The sequence below is a fragment of the Cupriavidus sp. a3 genome (assembly GCF_051015765.1).
GTDB classification, from domain to species: domain Bacteria; phylum Pseudomonadota; class Gammaproteobacteria; order Burkholderiales; family Burkholderiaceae; genus Cupriavidus; species Cupriavidus oxalaticus_A.
In genome coordinates, this window is record NZ_CP170645.1 from 524,413 (window position 1) to 545,369 (window position 20,957).

The window sequence follows — 20,957 nt, forward strand, 5'->3', positions numbered from 1 at the left end:
GGACGATTACCCCAGCAACGTCGTGTACCGATCGAGTCCGCGAATCCGTTCGACAATGCCCGCACCGTGTCCAACCCCCGGGGACGGAATTCGCTCGCTTCCTACTTGACAGGCAGGTGCTAGGCTCGAGAGCTTATAGCCATTAGCATTTGCTCAATCACAAGCTGAATCCTTACAGCAACAATGGCTCTGTGCTCTTTATGATGCTCTATAATCAGGCCCGCGAGCAGCGCTGTACATTGGCTTCCCGGTTCCAGCTTAGCGAAATCAAAAGGACCGAGATCGATAAGAATTCCACCACTTGTCCCATGTGGCTTAACGGCATTTTGTCGCTCCCCCTTGAAATTCCTCACTCGCTCGTCTCGATCGACGAAAAAATGATGCTCGCCACTCACCTCTAGCTTCGTTGCCAGTTCCGGCTTGTGCTTATGGAACCCAACGAAAGTCCAAGGTTCGGTGTAAGCGATTGGCTTGTCCCAGGCGACTTTTTGCTTAGAGGCAGGAAAGCCTAGAGTCATATAGGCGCGTCGTTCTGGAGCCGCTTGGTTTGCCGATACCATTGTCTCGTCTATGAACGAATCCGCGGCTAACTCTTTGCACTGGAAATCAGATAATTCCGCAAAAGCAAAGTCATAGTGGTCCTTGCCTCTCTGTCCATCGGGTCCGGCGGTCGTATAGAAGGTCGCCTGGAGAGGGCTAAGTCGATTGCCAGAGGCAACATAGATCGTACGTTGGCCACCTTCATTTTTATCTATCACATGTCCTGCCGTCACCAGAAATGGCTTTCCTTGAACGCGCATCAAGAAACACGTGCCGAAGGCCTCCGCTCGCCCTCTCACATCCGACCAAAAACAGGTACGCACAGAGGGAAGAAACCTTTGTCCAGCCCAGGTGGAGCACTCCTCCAAGCGTTCGAGACCGATTTCACCGATTGTCTTAATTAACCCATTTTCCGTTACGTCCATACTGGCATTCCTGTTTTAATTATTGAAAAACAGACCTCTCGCGCGGGTGATCGTGCTTTTCGTGGAAAAATTGGCGGTACTCAACTGCTGAGCCGCATCCGTCAAAGCTCTGGCCCTTCACGCCTTTCGCAACAGCGGCGAGACTGCAACTCCTTGACTCGCAATAGCTTCTTTTAACGAAACCGTCAGATTTCATTCGAAAGGTATATTTACCTCGATGTCCCACTAGCCGACCCGGTAAAACTCCTTGCTCTGCCCCGCATTGACCGCCCGCCGCAGCCAGTCGGGCATGTCGCCCTGCCCGTCCCAACTCTGGCCCGTGGCGTTGCGATAGCAGACCACGGGCGCTGGTGCGGGTGGCGGCGGTGGCGGCGGAGGCGGCGGATCGAAGCACCCCGCCGCTGCCAGCTCCTCCATGGTCAGCCCGTAGTCGGCCATCTCATTCTGGATCCAGCGGATCGCCGCCGCCCGCTCAGTTTTTGCTGTCATCGTTGTCGGTACCGCTATTGCTGCCGTCTTCCGGGTGGGATGCGGCCGTCGGCGCGCCCTGCTTGTCGTTTTGCTGTTCGTCCAGCTGTTGGTCCTGTTTTGCGCCTGGCGCCGCCTGCCGGGTCGGCGCCGGGCCGCCGGCCTTGCGCCGCCGCCCACCACCATCTCGCTCGGGCGGCCCCATCCGCAATTCTGCCAGCAGCTGGCGCGCCAGCGCCGCTTCGGCCTCGGCCCGTTCAGCCCGGCGCTGTGCCGCGGCCAGCTCCGCCTGTACCGCGTCCAGGTCGTTGACCGATTTCCGCTGCGCCTGCTCGGCGCCGGCGAGCCGCTCAGTGAGCGCCGCGGCCTGCGCCTCGAGCCGGGCGCGGACCTCGGCCTGCGCCACGGCCGCGTCGCGCGCCTCGCTGCGCGCCGCCACCAGTTCACCGCGCAACGCTTCGGCCGTGCGCTCGCTCTGCTGGCGCGCGGTACGCTCCACGTCCAGTTCGCGCAAGGCGCGGCGCTCGCTGGCCTCGGCCCGTTCTTGCGCCAGCGTCACCGCCTCGCGGGCGCGCTCCAGCTCGGTCGAGAATTGGGTACGCAGTTCCGCCAGCTGCCGGCCAGCGGCGTCCAGCTCCGCCCGCCCCGCCTCCAGCCGGGCCTGGGTCGCCGCGTGTGCCTGCCGCTCCGCCACCAGCTCCGCCTGCACGGCCTCATGCGCCTGCCTAGCTTCGCCCAGCTGCGCCGAAATCGCCGCGACCTCATCGCGCGCGACCGCGGTCTCGGTCCGGGCCGCGTCGCGCTCGGCCTCGGCGGCGCTGGCCACGCTGCGCGCCTCGGCGCGCAGCGTGGCCAGCTCGCCGGTGGCGGCCTCGGTGGCCGCCTGCCAGATGGTCTGGACCGCCCCGGCCGCGATGTCCTTCAACGCCTCCGGCAGGTCGGGATGGTCGATGGTGACGCGCGTGCGCCCGCGCAACTCCTGCCAGAACGCCTGCAGCACCTCGGCCGGCGTGCCCATGCTGCCCTTGCGTACCAGGCTGTAGAGCTTGTTGGCGGTGGGCGTGACGCCGTAGCGGAAGAACAGCAAGCCGCAGACCTCGCGGTAGAGCGCGCGGGTTTCGGGGAAGCGGCCGCGCAGGTCGGCAATGTCGTTGGCCATCGCGGCCTGCAGCGCGGCGTCGGTCAGATCGGCCCCTGACCAAGATACGCCCAAACCGCTATCATAAGCCCGCTGGTTATATAGATGGCAACCTTGATTACTTGTGGAAATAAGCACGGAACTGTCACCTGCCCCAGCTAGGCTGGCCGGCCTTTCAGCGATTGTCGAGATCCTGTATGGCCACCGTCGAGCGTACCGCCTACCCGCGTTTCCCAAAGGTCTTTTCCCTCAAGGAATTGCGGGCCTGCTACACACCAAACGCGGAAGAACTGGCCTGGGCGACTCGGTCCACGCGCGGGCAAGAATCGCGACTTGGTCTGCTCGTGCTCCTGAAGGTCTTTCAGCAGCTACACCACTTCCCGAACCTTGACACGATTCCTGCCAGCGTGCCGGAACTGGTGCGCATCAGCGCCGGCCTGAACCCAGGTACGAAGTTTGGCTACGACCGGAAGGTGTCGCCGACCTTGTTCCGGCACTACACGGCCGTGCGAGAGTTCCTTGGCTTCCAGCCCTACCTCGGCACCGATGCCAACGAGATCACTATCCGCGCTGCGCGCGACGCCGCCGAAACGATGGACCAACCGGTTGACATCATCAACGCGACGATCGATGCGCTGGTCCAACGTCAGATCGAACTGCCGTCCTTCTCCACGTTAGATGCCATCGTCGAGCAGGTCCACGCTCGCACGCAAACGGCCCTGTTTCGCCGCATCAGGCGACGCCTGTCCGAGGACGAGCAGCGAAGGCTGGACCGGTTGCTGACCCGAGACCTAGCAAGCCGACAGACCGCTTATCACAACATCAAGCGCCACGCGCTGCGTCCCTCGCGCAAGCACCTGACTCTGCTGATCGAGCATCTGACCTGGCTGGACACCATTGGAGACTTTTCCAAGACCGTGGCAGGCGTGCCGGCTTCCAAGCTGCGCTCCTTGGCGAGCCAGGCCATGAGCCTGGACGCGGCCAATCTCAAGGAGATCTTGCCGGAGAAGCGCTATGCGCTGATGGTGGCGCTCCTCAATCAAATGCGGGTACGGGTGCGGGACGATCTCGCCGAAATGTTTATCCGGCGCATGAGCGCCATCCACAAGCGGGCACGGGAGGAGTTGGAGCAAATCCAGTCCCGCCGGCGCGCGCAAATGGAGAAGCTCGTCGCGCTGCTCGACGGCGTGGTCGAGATCGTCGCCGAGGGCGAGGACGATGCTCAGATCGGCGTAGAGGTACGGCGGCTTCTTGCCCCCTCAGGCGATTTGGAGCCTCTACGCGAGAGCTGTGCCGAGGTCCGCGCCTTCAGCGGGAACAACTACTTACCTCTTTTGTGGCGGCATTTTCGCCCGCACCGCGCGGTAATGTTGCGTCTGGCCGAGGTGCTGAAGTGGCAGTCAACCAGCCAGTCGTGCACCCTGCTGGCCGCACTGGCAGTCGTGTTGAAGAATGCGGCCCTGCACCGCGAATGGTTTGCCGCCGACGTCGATCTGAGCTTCGCCTCGGAGCGCTGGCGCAAGCTCGTACATCGCTCTGACAATCTTGGGCCCGGCATCAATCGGCGCTATCTGGAGCTCTGCGTGCTTTCGCATATGGTCGCCGAACTGCGCTCTGGCGACCTCTGCGTCGACGGCTCAGACGCGTTTGCCGACTACCGGCTGCATCTGTTGCCCTGGCGTGAATGCGAGCGCCGCCTCCCTGACTACTGCGCCAAGCTGGAGATGCCGGCCAACGCGCAGGATTTCGTTGCACACCTACGTCAGTGGTTGGCCGCGACGGCTCAGAGCCTGGACGATGGTTTTCCGGATAAGCGTCAGCACGTCACCATTGGCCGCAACGGCGAGCCGGTACTCCGCCGGACCGTCGCCAAGGAAATCCCCGCCAGTGCGCTTGAGCTTCAGCAGAAGCTGATCCACCACATGCCGAACCGCAACCTGCTGGACGTCCTGGCCAACATCGAGCATTGGACCCACTTCACGCGCCACTTCGGCCCGCTTTCAGGCAGCGATCCCAAGATCCGCCACGCCGCCGAGCGCTACTTGCTGACGATCTTCGCGATGGGCTGCAATCTCGGACCCACGCAAGCAGCTCGCCACATGGGCGAACGGGTGACGCCGCACATGATGTCGTTCGTCAATCGGCGGCATATGAGTCTCGAACGGCTTGAAACCGCGCAGCGCGAACTGATCGAGTTGTATCTCCAGCTCGACCTGCCGAAGCATTGGGGGGACGGTAAGACCGTGGCGGCCGACGGCACGCAATACGACTTCTACGACAATAACCTGCTCACGGGCTACCACTTCCGCTACCGCAAGAAGGGCGCGGTGGCCTACCGGCATGTTGCAGACAACTACATTGCCGTATTTCGACACTTCATCCCACCCGGCGTGTGGGAGGCTGTCTACGTCATCGAGGGCTTGCTCAAGGCAGGCTTGAGCGTGGAGGCCGACACGGTGCATGCCGACACCCAAGGGCAGTCGGCTGCCGTTTTCGCCTTTACCTACCTGCTTGGCATCAACCTGATGCCGCGGATTCGCAACTGGCAGGACCTGAAACTTTACCGAGCCGACCCCAGTTCCAAGTATCGTCACATTGACCGTCTCTTCACGGGCGCGGTGGACTGGGACCTGATCGCCCTTCATTGGCAGGACCTGATGCAGGTCGCTTTGTCGATCCAGGCCGGAACCATATCCTCTCCCCTACTGCTGCGCCGCTTGGGATCGGATAGTCGCAAGAATCGCCTCCTGCTGGCCGCCCAGGAACTGGGCAAGGTTGTTCGCACCGTGTTTCTGCTGGAGTGGATCGGCAGCCGCGAACTGCGCCAGGAAATCACAGCGACGACCAACAAGATCGAGTCCTACAATGGCTTTGCCAAGTGGTTCTCGTTCGGCGGCGATGTGCTGCCTGTGAACGATCCCGACGAGCAGCAAAAGCGATTGCGCTACAACGATTTGATCGCCTCCGCAGTGATCCTTCAGAACACCGCCGACATGATGCAGGCACTTCGTGCCATGGAGAAGGACGGTATCAAGGTCGACGTGGACGACATCGGCTTCCTCAGCCCATATCTCACCAGCAACATCAAGCGCTTTGGCGACTACAAGCTAAACCTTGAGCGGACTCCGGAGGCTTGGATCCACGACAGTCTTTTCGCTACCCCGGCATTCTCCGTTCGGAAACCACGCCATGCCTAACTCCCAGACCCCTTATGGCCCGGTTGACACCGATGCCTTGCATCGCCTGCAGGAGAGTTTCGACACCCGCGAGATCCTGCGCATTGTGGACCTCGTCGACACGATACGAACCCGAGTATGCGAGCCAGCAGGCATTCGCGACGACTTACTCCAGTTACATGGCATGGCCCATACGGTTCTCAATGGTGCCAGTCTCGTCTCGGGAGCAACGAATCCAGTCTTGGTCGAGCAGGCCGAGACCATTGTGGAGGAACTGGATGACTTGATACGGATGCTCCAACGCGCTGTGCACGCGCTGCGCCCACTAGAACTTCTCCGACCTTCCGGCGACGCGTGACAGCTTGCTGCGCCTCAAGCGCTCGTCTTATATCGCGGGTGCGCAGTTAGACGGATTCATCATAACCGGGAGGCTTATGATAGCGGATTGGGCGTATCTTGGTCGCAGGCCTGAGACTGGTGCTGGAACAGGGACTGACGCTGCAGTCGGCCGCGCAGCGTCTGGGGATTCCGAAGGGCACGTTGACGGTGGCTGATCAGCTTCGCCAGAGCGCAGCCTGAAAGTATCCCCTTCGTCAAGAACGCTGACGGTCGGACGGTTACGCCGGAACACCTCCTTTGCGATCAGATAGACCGCCGTCGGCGTGAGGTACCCATCTCAGCGGAGTTAGGTACGAAGACAGGGACGGAGAGTCCGGGATGTCGCCGCCCACCAGCGCCTGCGCAGTACACATGCGATGGGTTGACGACGATCAAATCACCAATCGCGACGCCGTCTAATAAATAAGAACAAGTAGGCGGTATGGGCTCGCTGCGGGCATTAAGCGCCGCTCACCGCCAAGGACAGCGCCCACCGCCAAGTTGGAAGGTGCCCTGGGGATGGGTGCGAGGCGCCAACAGGTGGTTCGCCGCTGGATGACAGGAAGGTATTCTGAAGCCATCGCTTCAGTGCCGGAAATCGAGCGGCGCAGATGCGCAACGTGAGATATCGATGGACGCGAACCTGAAGCATTTCATGCTTGATCTCATCGAGAGCGGGCGCGATCTCTCGCTGGCCACTCTGCGCGACGATGGCTACCCGCAGGCGAATATCGTCAGCTACGCAAGCGATGGGCTGACGCTTTACTTCGGCACTGCGCGCGCAAGCACGAAGCTCAGAAACATCCTGCATTGCAATCGGGTATCGCTGACCATTAGCGCACCTTACGACGGTTGGAACGACATCAGAGCGCTCTCGATGGCCGGGGTGGCGCATGTGCTGCCTGACGATTCTCCTGAGAGTGCGCATGCGATGCAATGCCTGCGTTCGAAGTTTCCTTCGGGGTGGGATATGTCGCCGCCCGGCGAGCCGACGCAAATCGTCTTCGTGGCAATCGTATCGGTGATCGCTAGCGTGCTCGATTATGCGCAGGGGTTCGGACACAGCGAGTTGGTCGCGATCGGCTCTTCGGACCTGGGCTCTCCAGCGGAGGATAGTTGAACTCTATGCCTGGATTAGGACGGAGCTGCGCGTCCACGGATGGCCGAGAACTCTTGCCTCTAATATGGGGCCAAACAGCCTTCGGAAGTCGCTTTGAGCCATCTCAAGCTGGCGGCTTGATGGGAGGCGTCGTTGTCTCCCCCTGCGCGACTTCTTCTGGTAACTGACGACGCCACTGCGCATAGCACTCCAGACCGCAGAAGTAAGCAACGTAGTCGCATGCCTCGGGGATGATCGCCTCGGACTTCGGTACTTCCTTCAAGCAGACTTGGCAGGGGACGAGTTCTTTGACTGGATCAAGGTGGTTGGTCATGGTGCGGCTCCCGGCACCGTCGCGGCGATTCTTGGCTGCAGCGGCGCATGAACGTCGAACGGCTGGCTAACAAATCGACGTAGAGCGAGAACATGGAGTCCTCCGGATGAATCTGTTGTCATTGTTAAATTAAGCATCCTCTCCTGCAGAATACTGTGGTTGATATGCATCAAGTCAAGGCCACTGCAAGCCCTGATAGTCCGTCTCCAACGCCATGGCGGGCGGCGGTTCTCAACGACGTGCCTTCGTCGACCTGGATCGACGAGGGCATTTGCGGAGACAAGTAGCGGCCCCCCTTGGGATCCCAAGCAACTGGCCTCATGATCGAGCGCTGAGGCACCGCCAGTGGACGCAGCGCCGCTTTCCCGTCCTGCCGATGCCCGGAGACCCGCATGGATGCTAGGGACCGCTATGGCTAATCGGTGCGTGTGCCGGAATCCACCACCCGCACCGCGCAGACCTTAAACTCCGGAATCTTCGCTACCGGATCCAGCGCCGCTCGCGTGAGGTTGTTGACGTTGGCCTCGGCCGGAAAGTGGAAATTGCCGAACACCACCCCTGGCGGTACCCGGTCCGTGACTTGCGCCAGGGCCTGCATCTCGCCGCGGCGCGAAGCCAGCCGCAGCGGCTGCTTGTCGGCCACGTGCAGCCGCGCCGCATCTTCGGGGCTGATCTCGAGCAGCGGTTGCGGATAGAGCTCCAGCAGTCCGGGCACCCGCCGCGTCATCTCGCCCGCGTGCCAGTGTGGGAGCACGCGGCCGGTGGTGAGCAGCAGCGGATAGTCCGCGTCCGGCAGTTCTTGAGGGGGTAGGTATTCGGCAAGGTGGAATTTCCCTTTGCCGCGGCTGAAGTGTCCCATGTGCAGGATAGGTGTCCCCGGATGGCTTGTGTCCGGCACCGGCCAGTGCAGCGCTTCGCCGCGCGAGAGCCGCGCCGGTGTAATGCCGGCGTAGGTCGGGCACAGCATGCCCACTTCAGTCAGGATGTCGTCCGGGCCGATGTAGTCCCAGCCCGCGTGCGGCCCAGCCGGCGCTCTGCCCTGCAGCGCGAGTACGCGCCGCGCCAGCGCGCAGACGATGTCCCAGTCCGGTCTTGCCTGCCCGGGCGGGTCAATGGCTTGCCGCACCCGCTGCACCCGTCGCTCGGTGTTGGTAAAGGTGCCGCTTTTCTCCGCCCACGCGGCACCCGGCAGGAGCACGTCGGCGAATTCAGCCGTGGCCGAGGGAAAGATCTCCTGCAGCACGACGAACTCGGCCGACTGGAGGCAGCGCTTGACGTGGTTGAGGTCGGGATCGGTCGCGGCCGGGTTTTCGCCCACGATGTACAACGCTCGCAGAGCCCTCTGGCCCGCCAGGTCGATCATCTCGGTCACGGTAAGCCCTGGTGCATTCCCGAACGGGAGGTATGGTCCGTTTTTCAGTGCCCAGGCCGCGGCGAATTTCTCTCGCACAGCGGCATCCGCAATGCCCTGGTATCCCGGAAACACATTGGGCAGCGCGCCCATGTCGCAGGCCCCCTGCACGTTGTTCTGCCCGCGCAGCGGATTCACTCCGCCGCCGCGCATGCCCACGTTGCCCAGCAGCATCTGCAGGTTCGCAAGCGCCAGTACGTTGAGGACCCCGCTGGTGTGCTGCGTGATGCCCATAGCCCAGACCGCCGCCATGGGCTTGGCGTGGGCCAGCAAGGACGCGGCGCGGATCAGGTCCGCTTCGCTCACCCCAGTGACCTCGACCACGCGCGCCGGCGTGTATGCGGCCAGGCTTTGGTGCCAGGCCTCGAAGCCTTCCGTGCGCTGCGCAATGAACTGACCGTTGTGCCAGCCTTTGGCCAGCATGATGTGCATGAGGCCGTTGAGCAGTGCTACGTCGGTGCCGGGGCGGTGACGCAGGTGCAGGGCGGCGAACTCCGTCAGACCGATGGCGCGCGGGTCGGCCACCACCAGTGGCATGCCACGCTTGCGCACCGCCTGGCGGAGCATTGTGCCGAACACCGGGTGCTGCTCGGTGGGATTCGAGCCGATGAGGAAGACCGCGGCCGCCTCCTCGGCGACGTCCATTAGCGTGTTGCTCATGGCGCCAGAGCCGTAGGCCATGGACAGCCCCGCGACCGTGGAGGCATGGCACAAGCGCGCGCAATGGTCCACGTTGTGCGTACCAAACACTTGGCGCGCCAGCTTCTGCAAGAGGAAATTTTCCTCGTTGGTGCATTTGGCCGAGGCGAGGATCCCGAGGGCACCCGCGCCGGATTCTGTGCCGATGGCCGCGAAGCGCCGTGCCACGACCTCTAGCGCGTCGTTCCAATCGACGGCGATCCACTCGCCGCGGGCCTCATTCGATCGCCGGATGTTGCCTTCGAGCAGATACCGCCGGACCTGCGGCTGCTGCAGCCGCGCCCCGTCGTGCACGAAGCCATAGCCGTAGCGTCCCTTGACACACAAGTGCATGCCGTTGACCAGCGCCTGCGCGTTAGAAGCCACGCTCGCAATCATTCCTTCCCGCACGTTGAGGTCGAAGCCGCAGCCCACGCCGCAATAGGGGCAGACTGTCGTGACCTTGCGCTCGGGCGCACCCTTACTTTCGGGCAGCGAGTTCCTGTCCGCCAGCGCGCCCGTGGGACAGACGGCCGCGCAGGCCCCGCAGGACTCGCAACGCGCCTCCAGCATGGTGGTGTCAACACCGGCCACGAGGTGGGACGCCTCACCGCGGCCGGCCACGCCCCACACAAAACGTCCCTGCACCTCGGCACAGGCCCGCACACAGCGGGTGCAGAGGATGCATTTGTTGAGATCGACCCGGATGAAGGGGTGGGGGTCGGCATCGGCGGCAAAGTGCGTTGCGGTGGGCGGGGCCTCCGGCCGGCTTGCCCCATATTCTCGCGCCCAGCGCATGAACTCTGACTCCCGCTCAGGTTGTGCCGCGTCGTCGTAGCGCAAGAGCAGCATCTCCAGCACCGCGCGGCGCGCCTGCACGATGCGCGGTGTGGCCGTGCGCACCACCATGCCGGCTCGGGCCTCCAGCACACAGGCGGCCGCGAAGTGATCCTCTCCCTCGATCTCGACCAGGCAAAGGCGGCAAGAGCCAACCGGTGTGAGGTCACGATGATGGCACAGCGTCGGGATCTCGATGCTGTGGGCGCGGGCTGCCTCAAGCACGCTTTGTCCGGACGACGCGGAGACCGCTTTGCCGTCAATCGTCAGGCTCAGCATCCAGGATCCTTCGTGCTGATCGTGGTTGCGGCGGTGTCCGCCTCCCGTGCCGCCGGCCTCAGGTAGATCGTGTAATAGACCAGTGCCACGAGCACGCTGCCACCGACTAGGTTGCCTGCAATCACCAGCCCCAGGTTGCGGGCGAAGTCATCCCATCCCAGAGGCGCACCCAGCAGCATCGCCAGCGGAAAGTAGTACATATTGGCGACGGAATGCTCAAAGCCAGCGGCCACGAAGGCGGTAATCGGAAACACGATGGCCACCGCCTTGTCCGCCAAGCTTCGCCCGGCCAGCGCCATCCACACCGCCATGCACACCAGCACGTTGCACAACATGCCGCGGAAGAAGGCGTCGGTCGCCGAAAGTCCGGCCTTGGCCGTGGCAATGGCTACGACTGTGCTTCCCACGTTACCGCCGTTCATCGTGGCGTGCCCCGAGAGCCAGACTAGCAGCGCCAGCCCGAGTGCGCCGAGGAAGTTGGCCGCGCAAACGACAACCCAGTTGCGCAGCACGTCGCGCGTGCTCACGCAGCCGCTGGCCCAAGCCATGACCAGCAGGTTGTTGCCGGTAAACAGTTCGGCGCCAGCCACCGTCACCAAAATCAGCCCGAGCGAAAAGGCTAGCCCGCCCAGCAGCCGGCTTGCCGCGAAGCCGAGCGAGGCATCGCTGCTCACCAGAGCAAACATCAGCGCCCCCAGCCCGATGAACGCGCCCGCGAGCATGCCCAGCATCGCCAGCATCAGCAGCGGCATGTGCGCCTTGGCTATGCAGAATTCGTTGACCCGGCTCGCGACCTGCTTGGGCGAGTACGCGTCAAGACCGGGGACAGCTACCGGGGTCATGGCGGTACTCCCGGTGGACGGAGGTTCGGACATAGTACAAGCTACTATAGAACGTTGGACCGGCTGCCATTTGATCGGGCGCAAGGCCCAGTCCCGTTGCCTGAACCGACAAGCGTGGGAAACGTCCTGCGCTTCACGTGCCTCGGACCTCGCCGAGGCGCGCCATCATTGCTGCGTAACGAGAAATGCTTGATACCGGAGCACGAATGGCTGCGTTTTCCCAGGCTTCGACACGAAACCGCGTGTCGCCCGGAAATGGCTCGATGCAGTTGGATGGCTCTTCTCGAAGGAGCAGATCGACCAAACGGGCTGATGAGGCAGTGGAAGAAGCCTTCGCTATCATTCGCCCATTAGCCCGATCTGCCTGCAGGCGTGCCGGGCGATGGCCTGATGCTGTCATCGGCTGGAGCAGGGCCATTGGAGGATTGCGCCGCGCCACCGGAGGAGGCGCGGCTTTCGCGTCAGGCACCGTGTAACGCGCGGTATGACGACATGTAGTTGTTTCTCGCACTGGGCTGTTTGGCGTGAATGGGATGGTCACCGGATCTTGCGAGCCGTGGTTGGCCAACGTTCCAAAACTTGGGGAAAAGGGCCAGTCAGCTACTACCTGTTTGCCTGTTTGGATCGGGATATCCTCGCCCGGTGCTGCTGTCCTGGGCGGACAAGACGGACGAGGTCATGCATGAAGCGCCTCGTCTGGCAAACATGCATCAGATTTGCTACGCATGCGCTCAAGTGCTCGCCATTTTTGGTGCTTCCTAATGGACGACACCCTAGGCGACCTCACGTTAGCGAAGTAGTGCCAACCACGTTCGGCGTGATCCCGGGCGCCTGGAAGCGCGCCCAACTAAATGCCCACCGCGTCGCGTCCGTGGAAGGACATCAGCCTCTTGACCACGCCGACGTGTCAGCAGCTTTTTTGTGGGCCATTCTCTATCGCTCATGGCAACAACCGCCATGTCGGATTGCCGCCGTCGAAGCTATCGAACCGAACCCGTGCATCGTGGTCGGCGGCGAGGAGGCTTCGGAACTTTGCGCCTCTTCCTACCGCGATCAGTCGGCGGAGGTCTGGGCTGCCCCGGTCGTACGGGCTCAGCGTCGACAGCAATTGCACGCAATCCCACTCATTCCGGATTCCAGTCGGTCCAGAAAAATGGCTCTTTTGAAAAATGAGTGGGTTATGCGGCATACGGGTTGATTGAGGAGAAGTTGAGCTTTCTGGCGATCAGGAAGATCACGGTGCACATGGTTTTGAAGCTCACATAACCGCGGGCCTTGCGTTTGGCGGCTTGGAACAGGCCGTTGAGCGCCTCCAGGAAGCCATTGGTCTGGCGCGTCTGGGCCCATGCAACGATTCCGTCGAAATGCTTGCGGATCATGCGCACGACCTCCTTCATTGGCTCGACCTTGGATCGCATGACGTTGGTCCACCACTGCTCGAGCATTGCGGAAACCACGTTGATCTGCTTGCGCTCAAGGATGTCGCGCAACTGCTCGCGATACAGCCAGCCACGGGCAGTGCGTTTGGTCGTGACGTTGGCGATCAACGCGTCGAGATTGGCACGCTGTGCGGCTGGCAAGCCGTCGCGATCCTTGAGCAGCGTCCAGCGCAGGGTTTTGAGGCTTGGACCAGTCTTCTGTTCGATACGCCGGGTCTTGTCCACGGCTGCCGAAGCGTGAGCCACGACATGGAACTTGTCCACGAAGGTGATGCGCGCGTTGGGCAAATGCTCACTGACGCCCTTGATGAATGCCGGCGACATGTCGATACTGACCGCCCCGATCTGCTCAGGCGCAGCGTTGTGCTCGTGCAGATGTTCAGCGAACTTGCCAACCGTGGCAGCATCCTTGCCTTCGGTCACCAGCTGTGCGGGAAGCCCCGGAGTTTAGTCCGGGGTCAAGAGCACGGACGCCGCAGGCGTCCTAATGGGGCGCTTGTTGTTCCTCAATGTATTGCCGAAGGATATCTATTGGCGCACCGCCGCACGACGAGGCGAAATGAGTCCTCGTTGAAGCTGCCCGCCCTCAGTTCGTACTTCGAGAGGCCATACGAGTCCCACAGGCCGATGCTGATGCCGTTGAAGCGGACCTGACCGTTCTTGTATGTCAGTGCCCGCGCCTTGAACGGAACCCAGCCAAGCGAGTATTTCGGGGAATTGCGGTCGCGCACGCGCCAGTTGAGGCGCTGCCGTTTGAACTGCCTGAGGCGCGTCGAAAATTCTTCGCAGACCTGCTGCTGCGTGGCCGACCCGATGGAGACGCCTTCACACTTGCTGAAGCCGTTGGTCAGCTTTTGGAGATCGAAGCCGGACAACCAGACCTTCGGGCGATTGCAGTACCGCTTGAGGCTGCGGAACTGGGTCTCGTTGCAGAAGTTCCAGACCTGATTGATGAGGTAGCCTGATCGAGGCGGACACGCTTGGTCCTTAGGGCTATGCTGAACAAGCCGCGTGAATTGGTGCGTTCAGACTGATAAGAACGTGTGCGGGCGAAAAACTCGGCTCTGATGACGAGAATTTTCCTACCGCATCCCCAAATGGGGCGTGTTGGCGGAGCACTTGCCCCACATTCGCCCTTTACGGACGGACTGCTCCCATCAAATGCCCTCGGCTGAGGTACAGATTGGCCAGCGCCAGGGCCGTGAAGGCCCGGCCCGCATTCTTCTTCAAGCCACGGTAGCGTACTTTGGTGAAGCCCCACAGGCGTTTGACTACGGCAAAGACATGCTCGACCCGAGCACGGATCTTCGATTTGTTGCGGTTCTTCCCACGTTGCACTTCGTCAATCTGCCCGTTCTTGCGGGTACGCTGATTGGTGAAGTCCTTGGCGCGGGGCGCCTTGGACGCGATCAGCGCCTGCTGACTGGCGTAGGCGCTATCGCCATAGACTCGCTGCTCCTGCCCATGTAATAGCCGGGGCAGCGCATGTTTGTCGTGGACATTAGCCGGCGTCACGACTGCCGAATGGGCCAACCCACTCTGGCTGTCCACGCCGATGTGCAGCTTCATTCCAAAAAACCACTGCTGTCCTTTCCGGGTCTGATGCATCTCGGGGTCGCGTGCCTTCTCCTTGTTCTTCGTCGAGCTGGGTGCGCCGATGATCGTGGCATCCACAATGGTGCCGGTCTTCAGCTTCACGCCACTTGCCTGCAGGACTCGGCCAACCTCAGCAAACAGCCTCTCGGCAAGCTGGTGCTTCTCCAGCAGGCGGCGAAACTTCAGCAGCGTGGTGGCATCCGGCACCGGTTCACGACCCAAGTCAATCCCGACGAAGCGGCGCAGGCTGGCGCTGTCATATAGCGCCTCCTCGCAGGCCAGATCCGACAAGTTGAACCAGTGCTGCAAAAAGTGGATGCGCAGCATCCGTTCCAGGCCAATAGGCGGCCGGCCGTTGCCCGCCTTCGGATAGTACGGCTCGATCACGGCGCACAATGCTGCCCACGGCACGATCGTCTCCATCGTCGCCAGAAAAGCCTCGCGTCGCGTTGGCTTGCGGTATTGCTCGAATCCTGCCCCTTGATCTGCACCCGCCGCCAACGTCATCTGCTTCATGTTCATCTCTTCGCGCTCGTGATTCTTCAGATAACGCTTACTCTCACGAACTGGAGGACTTAATCAGCATTGCCCTAAGCCATAAGCTTACCTACGTCTGGAGGTTGCCATGAAGCCCTATAAAACTGGTTTGACGCTCTCAGCCACGATCGCCATTTTCTACGCCTTGTGCTCGCTCGTCTGGCTGGCATTCCCTGAACCCTTCATGAATTTCATGAGCGCGCTCTTTCATGGACTCGACTTCCGGCGCCTTCAGACAGGCCATCCTTTGTCCTGATGGTCCATCATCTACCCAGGCTTTATCTTTGCAGTCTGGTCTTTTGCCGCCGGAGCATTCTTTGCATGGTTGCACGAAAGCCTCGGGGGATGGCGCTGAGGTCGCGGAATGCCGGCGTGATTGCCACGCGCCGCGCGAGAGCGCCGCGGGTAGAGCATCTAACCGATCGTCCAATGCAGCCTTCACGCATTGATTGATACGAAAATGGACAGCTAGCGGCGAGTATCCGCGACGGTTCAGGCCCTTCTGCATACGAAAAGACAAAAGGTCATCATGGAACCACTTCAAAGGCAGTTTTCCCTTTGGTACTTGCTTGTGGCTGTCACGGCGATTCTCATCCTTCAGAGCTTTATTCCCTCATCGCATGTGGAGTCGCTGCCATACAGCGACTTCAAGATCTTGCTCAAGGCCGGCAAGCTCAACGACATCACGGTTGGCGAGGGCGCCATAACCGGCAAACTCAACACCAACGGCATTGAGAATCTGCTACCCAAGCAACAGGCCGAGGAGATGTTGCGTCAGGGCAAGGGGGACCACCCATTTTCCACACTCCGAGTCAATGACCTCAATCTGGTCCAGGATCTCGAGGCCGCCAAGGTACGCTTTGTGGGCCAGGTCGACAACAAGTGGATTGGCGCGCTGCTGTCCTGGGTTGTCCCCGCGATGCTCTTCTTTATCGTCTGGAGTTTCCTCATCAAGCGGGTCGGTGGCGCCGGCGCCGGCATGATGGAGATCGGCAAGAGCAAGGCCAGGGTCTATATGCAGAAGGAGACCGGCGTGACCTTTGCCGATGTCGCCGGCATCGACGAGGCAAAGGAGGAGCTCGCCGAAATCGTCAATTTCCTGAAGGACCCTCAGCGCTACCGGCGCCTGGGTGGCAAAATACCTAAGGGCGTGCTGCTTCTCGGGGCGCCCGGCACAGGCAAGACCCTGCTGGCAAAGGCGGTGGCCGGCGAAGCCGGCGTGCCGTTCTTCAGCATGAGCGGCTCGGAGTTCGTCGAGATGTTTGTTGGTGTGGGGGCGGCGCGGGTGCGCGACCTCTTCAACCAGGCCGAGACCAAGGCGCCCTGCATCATTTTCATCAACGAGCTGGATGCCTTGGGCAAGACCCGTGCGCTGAACCCAGTGGGAGGAAATGATGAGCGCGAACAGACCCTGAACCAGCTATTGGTCGAGATGGATGGCTTTGATACCAACAAAGGGGTCATCATCATGGCTGCCACCAACCGGCCTGAGATTCTTGACCCGGCGCTGCTTCGCCCGGGTAGATTTGACCGCCACGTTGCGTTGGACCGGCCGGACCTGAAAGGCAGGGAACAAATTCTGAAGGTGCACATCAAGGACGTCGTCCTGGCTCCTACCGTCGACCTAACGAAGTTGGCGGGCCGCACGCCCGGATTCGCTGGCGCAGACCTCGCCAATCTCATTAACGAGGCCGCGCTTCTGGCGGCACGGAAAGGGAAGGACGCGGTGGAGATGGACGACTTCGACGAGGCACTGGACCGCATTATTGGCGGCCTGGAAAAGAAGAATCGCGTGATGAATCCACAGGAGAAGGAAACCATCGCCTACCACGAGGCGGGCCATACTATCGTGGCGGAATCGCGGCCTCGTGCTGACAGAGTATCCAAGGTTTCCATCATTCCCAGAGGCGTCGCGGCATTGGGATACACGCAACAGACACCAACTGAGGATCGCTACCTGCTCAAGCAGAGCGAACTACTTGACCGCCTCGATGTCTTGCTTGGTGGCCGCATGGCAGAGGAGATGGTTTACGGAGATGTGTCGACCGGGGCGCAGCATGACCTGCAACGCGCGACGGACATGGCTCGCCAGATGATTACGCAATTCGGAATGAGCAAGCAGCTTGGACTTGCCACTTACGATGACGTGCCGAATCCGCTTCTAACAGGGTCAGGATTGATGCCTAGAGAACGCAAGGAATACAGTGAGAGCACTGCGCAAATCATTGATGCGGAAGTCAGGAAGATTCTGGCCGATGCGAGCGAGCGTGTGACGCAGACACTGCTGGCAAATCGACACAAGTTGGACGCCCTGGCGAAACTACTGCTCGAGCAAGAGGTAGTGGACCGATCTGCCCTGGAACTGCTGCTCTCCGAGAAGGTCACCCCGCCGGGGAAGCCGCACCCAGGCACTTCGGACGCGCCCGATTCACAGAAGGCGAGCCATGAAAACAAAGGCAAGTAGCAAGAGGGCGCAATTGGCGGTAAGCGCTATTTCCCATGAGGACTACGAGGGGACTCTGCACTTACTTCAAATCGAGTTGGTCAAGCTTCAGAAGCACTTCATTTCCTGCAATGACCGGATTCTGGTGATCTTTGAGGGAAGGGACGCGTCCGGAAAGGATGGGACGATCAAGCGCATTGTTGAACACCTCAGCCCGCGCGAAACGCGTGTCGTTGCCCTTGGCAAGCCGTCCGACCGCGACCGTGGCTCCTGGTACTTCCGGCGCTATGCAACTGAACTGCCAGCTGCCGGCGAGTTCACGCTGTTCAATCGAAGTTGGTATAACCGGGCTGGTGTAGAACACGTGATGGGGTTCTGTACTGATGACGAGCATGAGGACTTCATGGTGAGTGTGTCGGAGTTCGAAAGGATGCTCGTGCGCTCCGGGATTCGTCTCATCAAGTACTACCTGGACATCAGCAAGGCCGAGCAGAAGCAGCGCATCGAGAATCGCCGCCGGGATCCGCTGAAGCAGTGGAAGGTCAGCCCCATCGACGAGCAGGCTTTATCGCTGTGGAAGAAATACAGCAACGCGCGCAACGAGATGCTTGCCCGGACTAGCGATGTCGTGCCGTGGAACATCGTTCGAGCCGACGACAAGCGAGTAGCCCGCCTTAGTGTCATCAAGGATCTATTGACTCGTCTTCACTATGTGGGCAAGGACACAGAACTGATTCGCCCGGAGCCGAAGATCGTATTTCCTTATGCCGAGGAACATCTGCTTAGCGGCGTGATCGCGAAGTGAAGTGGCTATTCGTCATAGGTCCGCAATCCGAAAGGATGGATGGTGCCGTCACATTTTCTGGGTTTCCCAAGTCTGACTGCCCCACCATAGTAGCCACCAATGTGGAGACGCGGAAGCGAGCCAGGCTCGCAGGCAGTCGTGTACTGTCGGCGCCAGGATCGATAATTGACATAGCCCCAACAACTGCAGGATTGCGCGTGGTGTCCATGGAGACTGATACTAGACGCCAGCAGCCCAGTTCGTTATCGCTGGGAAGCGTGAATCGGGCGTCAACGCCCACAACTTCCATCGGGGGAGTCGGCCGCCTGGTGTTCGCTGGCGTGCTGGATATGCTGAGCCGACGCGCGCACCGCAAGGCCTTTCCAGTGCTCGTCGGAGCCTTGGCGTTGCTCGTGACCATCAGCATGAGCGTGCCGCTCGTCCCGGTCTTATCGGCGGCAACGCTGCTGAATGCACGTCGATGGAAGATGATTGCGCTTTGTGCAGCCCTGGGGAGCAGTGCCGGGGCACTTCTTCTCTATGTCGTCTTCCACCATCTCGGCTGGGTCCAGTTGCTCACCTACCTACCTGAACTCACACGCTCCGCCAAATGGATGGCGGTGGAGCGTTTCACCGGAAGCTATGGCCTCCCCGCACTGCTGGTCATCGCTGCATCGCCGCTGCCACAAACGCCCGCACTGGTTTTTGTCGCCTTGGCGAAACTTTCCCCATTGGCGGTGTTTGCGGTCATCTTCTGCGGAAAGCTCGCAAAGTACAGTCTGGCTTCCTGGCTTGCAGCCCGTGCTCATGATTCCTGGCAAAGTGAAAGCGAGAAGCACAATGGCTTTCAAAGACCACAATGAAGTACGCCATGGCTGAGCCTGGCCGGCTCGCGGTGCAGTGCGCCAGCAAAATCTCATCCACCCGATAATATCACGTTCAGCTTCAAAGCCCGCCGGGCCGATGACGTGCGATACGACTGCTGACACGTCTGATTTGAATCATTTGAAGGGATCGCAATTCGCGAATGGCCGAGAGCCTGTAACGCTCGGGCGGATGGCATCGCCCATACACGATGGCCATTAAGGCATCCTCGACAGGGTACTGACGACCGCGGGCTACCTGTCCGATCTCACGCTTCCGCATCTTACGGTCGCCGAGCAGCCAGCGGCTTGAGTCGCTTAGATAACCGAACTGTTGTCTCGCGTCATGCCTTTCCAAGCGGAAAGCACTATTCTGTAAAGACCCAATTGCAGCCTCATAATTGACGGCTCGGGTCGAAATGGTAGCCAATAAGGAGAGACAAGATGAAGAAGCGATTCATGGTAGCCGTGCTATCCGCTGCCGTACTTTCCCTAATGCCTGCGTTTGCCCAACAAGGCAAGCCGGTGGCCAAGAGTGCTCCCCCGAGACAAGAGCAACCTAATGTCGCCGAATTCGATAAGCAGGCGCAGCAGATTCAGGAAAACATGCGGAAGATGCAGGAGCAGATGGCAATAATCCAGAAGACGCAGGACCCGCAGGAGCGTCAAAAGTTGCTTCAGGAGCACTGGACGACCATGCAGGATACGATGGGTATGATGCACGGCTTGTGGGGCCCGGGGGTGATGGGGAAGGGGGTAATGGGCGGACCCATGATGGGAGGCCACACGATGGGCGGGCGCATGATGGGTTGGGGGCAGATGGGCGACTACTATTCGAAGCTCACACCTGAGCAAATGAAGCAGCGGCAGTACATGATGGACCAGTACTTGGGCATGCAGCAGATGATGATGAACAACATCATGCAACACCAGTACATGAGGCTGCAGCCGCAGCCACCCCGCCAGCAGTGAGGAAGTGCCAGACAGAGCTACGACTACTAGCCTCTTCAATTGTCTGCTCGGGCGCGTTGGCGCGCGTAGTAGAGCGCGTTCTACGCCTGGCGGGTGCCCCGAAATTTGCCGGGACGGCGTCAGCAGTGGATTTTACGCCGCTTTCCTGAGTTCACGGAGTCGTCTTGTTGGACGTATCTCGCCGAGGACATTCAGTTCGCGTATCCACATGCCGTCTTTATAGCACGCCGAATTTAATGAGAAACTGTGCAACCACCAATGGTTAGTTTCATACGTCCGCGAGTCGGCTACGCCGTGGGGGGCGAGTGGTTGGAAAGCGCCCACTCGATGCGCTAGCCCTAGTCGCACGTTACCAGAGTTGGGCGATTTCAATCGTGGCATGGGGCCGGTCGCCGCAATGGCAGAGGTTCTAGCACGGTCCGGGATGATGGTCTCGGCGGCCAATGCCTAGCGCCGCTCGGAAGACGCCTTCAGCGCCGCGCTAGCACGGGTGCTGAGCTAGAAGCTGCAAAGGGCAGCGCGGCATTTTGCTGATTTTGTTGTTCTATTTTTCTCACCGGCTTTATCGCATTTCCTGACAACGAATCGACGAGGACGCGCTGCAGTTGCGTGTCCGGCTGTAGTGCCGCGGCTGCGACGTCTGAGGTGTTCTGTCCAGCGCGGACACGTCTGGTTCATGCTGCAGCTAGTCGACTGAGGTAGCTTGCAGCGACTTCGC

Annotated in this window: 15 protein-coding genes and 2 pseudogenes; 8 read left to right on the forward strand and 9 right to left on the reverse strand. The window is 60.8% G+C overall.

Annotated features, from left to right (window positions below; genetic code table 11):
- Positions 1-119: 119 nt before the first annotated feature.
- From ACAD63_RS35325 to ACAD63_RS35335, 3 genes are all read right to left on the reverse strand, one after another.
- Positions 120-965: a hypothetical protein gene (locus ACAD63_RS35325; protein ID WP_434034901.1), complete on the reverse strand. Its 846-nt coding sequence runs from the start codon at positions 963-965 to the stop codon at positions 120-122.
- A 225-nt stretch (positions 966-1,190) separates the two neighbouring features.
- Positions 1,191-1,454 (reverse strand): H-NS family nucleoid-associated regulatory protein, encoded by a 264-nt coding sequence (locus ACAD63_RS35330; RefSeq protein WP_434034902.1) that lies wholly within the window; start codon positions 1,452-1,454, stop codon positions 1,191-1,193.
- Complete coding sequence (locus ACAD63_RS35335) at positions 1,438-2,592, reverse strand: DNA-binding protein (RefSeq protein WP_434035088.1); 1,155 nt, start codon at positions 2,590-2,592, stop codon at positions 1,438-1,440. Before ACAD63_RS35335 ends, ACAD63_RS35330 begins: the two co-directional genes overlap by 17 nt.
- Positions 2,593-2,768: 176 nt before the next feature.
- On the opposite strand from ACAD63_RS35335, the gene ACAD63_RS35340 reads away from it, so the two are divergent.
- The 3 genes from ACAD63_RS35340 to ACAD63_RS35350 all read left to right on the forward strand — a co-directional run bounded on the left by ACAD63_RS35340 (position 2,769) and on the right by ACAD63_RS35350 (position 7,245).
- Positions 2,769-5,768, forward strand: coding sequence for a Tn3 family transposase (locus ACAD63_RS35340; protein WP_434034903.1), 3,000 nt, complete (start codon positions 2,769-2,771; stop codon positions 5,766-5,768).
- Positions 5,761-6,105, forward strand: coding sequence for a Tn3 family transposase post-transcriptional regulator TnpC (gene tnpC / locus ACAD63_RS35345; RefSeq protein ID WP_434034904.1), 345 nt, complete (start codon positions 5,761-5,763; stop codon positions 6,103-6,105). Before ACAD63_RS35340 ends, tnpC begins: the two co-directional genes overlap by 8 nt.
- Before the next feature lie 651 nt (positions 6,106-6,756).
- On the forward strand, positions 6,757-7,245 hold the full coding sequence (locus ACAD63_RS35350) for a pyridoxamine 5'-phosphate oxidase family protein (RefSeq protein ID WP_434034905.1): 489 nt from the start codon (positions 6,757-6,759) through the stop codon (positions 7,243-7,245).
- Between the two features lie 103 nt (positions 7,246-7,348).
- On the opposite strand, the gene ACAD63_RS35355 is transcribed toward ACAD63_RS35350, so the two are convergent.
- From ACAD63_RS35355 to ACAD63_RS35380, 6 genes and pseudogenes are all read right to left on the reverse strand, one after another.
- Positions 7,349-7,558: a DUF3330 domain-containing protein gene (locus tag ACAD63_RS35355; RefSeq protein ID WP_434034906.1), complete on the reverse strand. Its 210-nt coding sequence runs from the start codon at positions 7,556-7,558 to the stop codon at positions 7,349-7,351.
- A gap of 415 nt (positions 7,559-7,973) precedes the next feature.
- Positions 7,974-10,763: a formate dehydrogenase subunit alpha gene (fdhF, locus tag ACAD63_RS35360; protein ID WP_434034907.1), complete on the reverse strand. Its 2,790-nt coding sequence runs from the start codon at positions 10,761-10,763 to the stop codon at positions 7,974-7,976.
- Positions 10,757-11,605 carry a formate/nitrite transporter family protein gene (locus ACAD63_RS35365; protein ID WP_434034908.1) on the reverse strand — a complete coding sequence of 283 codons (849 nt, stop codon included), beginning with the start codon at positions 11,603-11,605 and terminating at the stop codon, positions 10,757-10,759. Before ACAD63_RS35365 ends, fdhF begins: the two co-directional genes overlap by 7 nt.
- 1,178 nt (positions 11,606-12,783) lie before the next feature.
- A pseudogene (locus ACAD63_RS35370) lies at positions 12,784-13,467 on the reverse strand (transposase); the annotation flags it as partial.
- 61 nt (positions 13,468-13,528) lie between these two features.
- Positions 13,529-13,609, reverse strand: a pseudogene (locus ACAD63_RS35375) (IS200/IS605 family transposase); the annotation flags it as partial.
- Between the two features lie 572 nt (positions 13,610-14,181).
- Entirely contained in the window at positions 14,182-15,156 is a 975-nt protein-coding gene (locus tag ACAD63_RS35380) for an IS5 family transposase (protein WP_434035089.1), read from the reverse strand.
- Positions 15,157-15,265: 109 nt separating this feature from the next.
- On the opposite strand from ACAD63_RS35380, the gene ACAD63_RS35385 reads away from it, so the two are divergent.
- The 5 genes from ACAD63_RS35385 (at position 15,266) to ACAD63_RS35405 (ending at position 20,239) form a co-directional block, all read left to right on the forward strand.
- The gene (locus tag ACAD63_RS35385; protein WP_434034909.1) at positions 15,266-15,433 is read left to right on the forward strand and encodes a DUF5676 family membrane protein; all 168 of its coding nucleotides are present in this window, start codon (positions 15,266-15,268) and stop codon (positions 15,431-15,433) included.
- A 273-nt stretch (positions 15,434-15,706) separates the two neighbouring features.
- Positions 15,707-17,641: an ATP-dependent zinc metalloprotease FtsH gene (gene ftsH / locus ACAD63_RS35390; RefSeq protein WP_434034910.1), complete on the forward strand. Its 1,935-nt coding sequence runs from the start codon at positions 15,707-15,709 to the stop codon at positions 17,639-17,641.
- Positions 17,622-18,425 (forward strand): polyphosphate kinase 2, encoded by an 804-nt coding sequence (ppk2, locus tag ACAD63_RS35395; RefSeq protein ID WP_434034911.1) that lies wholly within the window; start codon positions 17,622-17,624, stop codon positions 18,423-18,425. The genes ftsH and ppk2 overlap by 20 nt, the downstream gene beginning before the upstream one ends.
- Positions 18,426-18,631: 206 nt before the next feature.
- Positions 18,632-19,267: a YqaA family protein gene (locus ACAD63_RS35400; protein WP_434034912.1), complete on the forward strand. Its 636-nt coding sequence runs from the start codon at positions 18,632-18,634 to the stop codon at positions 19,265-19,267.
- A gap of 444 nt (positions 19,268-19,711) precedes the next feature.
- Positions 19,712-20,239 (forward strand): hypothetical protein, encoded by a 528-nt coding sequence (locus ACAD63_RS35405; protein WP_434034913.1) that lies wholly within the window; start codon positions 19,712-19,714, stop codon positions 20,237-20,239.
- Positions 20,240-20,957: the final 718 nt, after the last annotated feature.

Excerpts from the sequence above, each read along its gene's own strand:
- ACAD63_RS35325 (WP_434034901.1), bottom strand. The coding sequence starts at position 965 with ATGGACGTAACGGAAAATGGGTTAATTAAGACAATCGGTGAAATCGGT.
- ACAD63_RS35330 (WP_434034902.1), bottom strand. The coding sequence starts at position 1,454 with ATGACAGCAAAAACTGAGCGGGCGGCGGCGATCCGCTGGATCCAGAAT.
- ACAD63_RS35335 (WP_434035088.1), bottom strand. The coding sequence starts at position 2,592 with ATGGCCAACGACATTGCCGACCTGCGCGGCCGCTTCCCCGAAACCCGC.
- ACAD63_RS35340 (WP_434034903.1), top strand. The coding sequence starts at position 2,769 with ATGGCCACCGTCGAGCGTACCGCCTACCCGCGTTTCCCAAAGGTCTTT.
- tnpC (WP_434034904.1), top strand. The coding sequence starts at position 5,761 with ATGCCTAACTCCCAGACCCCTTATGGCCCGGTTGACACCGATGCCTTG.
- ACAD63_RS35350 (WP_434034905.1), top strand. The coding sequence starts at position 6,757 with ATGGACGCGAACCTGAAGCATTTCATGCTTGATCTCATCGAGAGCGGG.
- ACAD63_RS35355 (WP_434034906.1), bottom strand. The coding sequence starts at position 7,558 with ATGACCAACCACCTTGATCCAGTCAAAGAACTCGTCCCCTGCCAAGTC.
- fdhF (WP_434034907.1), bottom strand. The coding sequence starts at position 10,763 with ATGCTGAGCCTGACGATTGACGGCAAAGCGGTCTCCGCGTCGTCCGGA.
- ACAD63_RS35365 (WP_434034908.1), bottom strand. The coding sequence starts at position 11,605 with ATGACCCCGGTAGCTGTCCCCGGTCTTGACGCGTACTCGCCCAAGCAG.
- ACAD63_RS35380 (WP_434035089.1), bottom strand. The coding sequence starts at position 15,156 with ATGAAGCAGATGACGTTGGCGGCGGGTGCAGATCAAGGGGCAGGATTC.
- ACAD63_RS35385 (WP_434034909.1), top strand. The coding sequence starts at position 15,266 with ATGAAGCCCTATAAAACTGGTTTGACGCTCTCAGCCACGATCGCCATT.
- ftsH (WP_434034910.1), top strand. The coding sequence starts at position 15,707 with ATGGAACCACTTCAAAGGCAGTTTTCCCTTTGGTACTTGCTTGTGGCT.
- ppk2 (WP_434034911.1), top strand. The coding sequence starts at position 17,622 with ATGAAAACAAAGGCAAGTAGCAAGAGGGCGCAATTGGCGGTAAGCGCT.
- ACAD63_RS35400 (WP_434034912.1), top strand. The coding sequence starts at position 18,632 with ATGGAGACTGATACTAGACGCCAGCAGCCCAGTTCGTTATCGCTGGGA.
- ACAD63_RS35405 (WP_434034913.1), top strand. The coding sequence starts at position 19,712 with ATGAAGAAGCGATTCATGGTAGCCGTGCTATCCGCTGCCGTACTTTCC.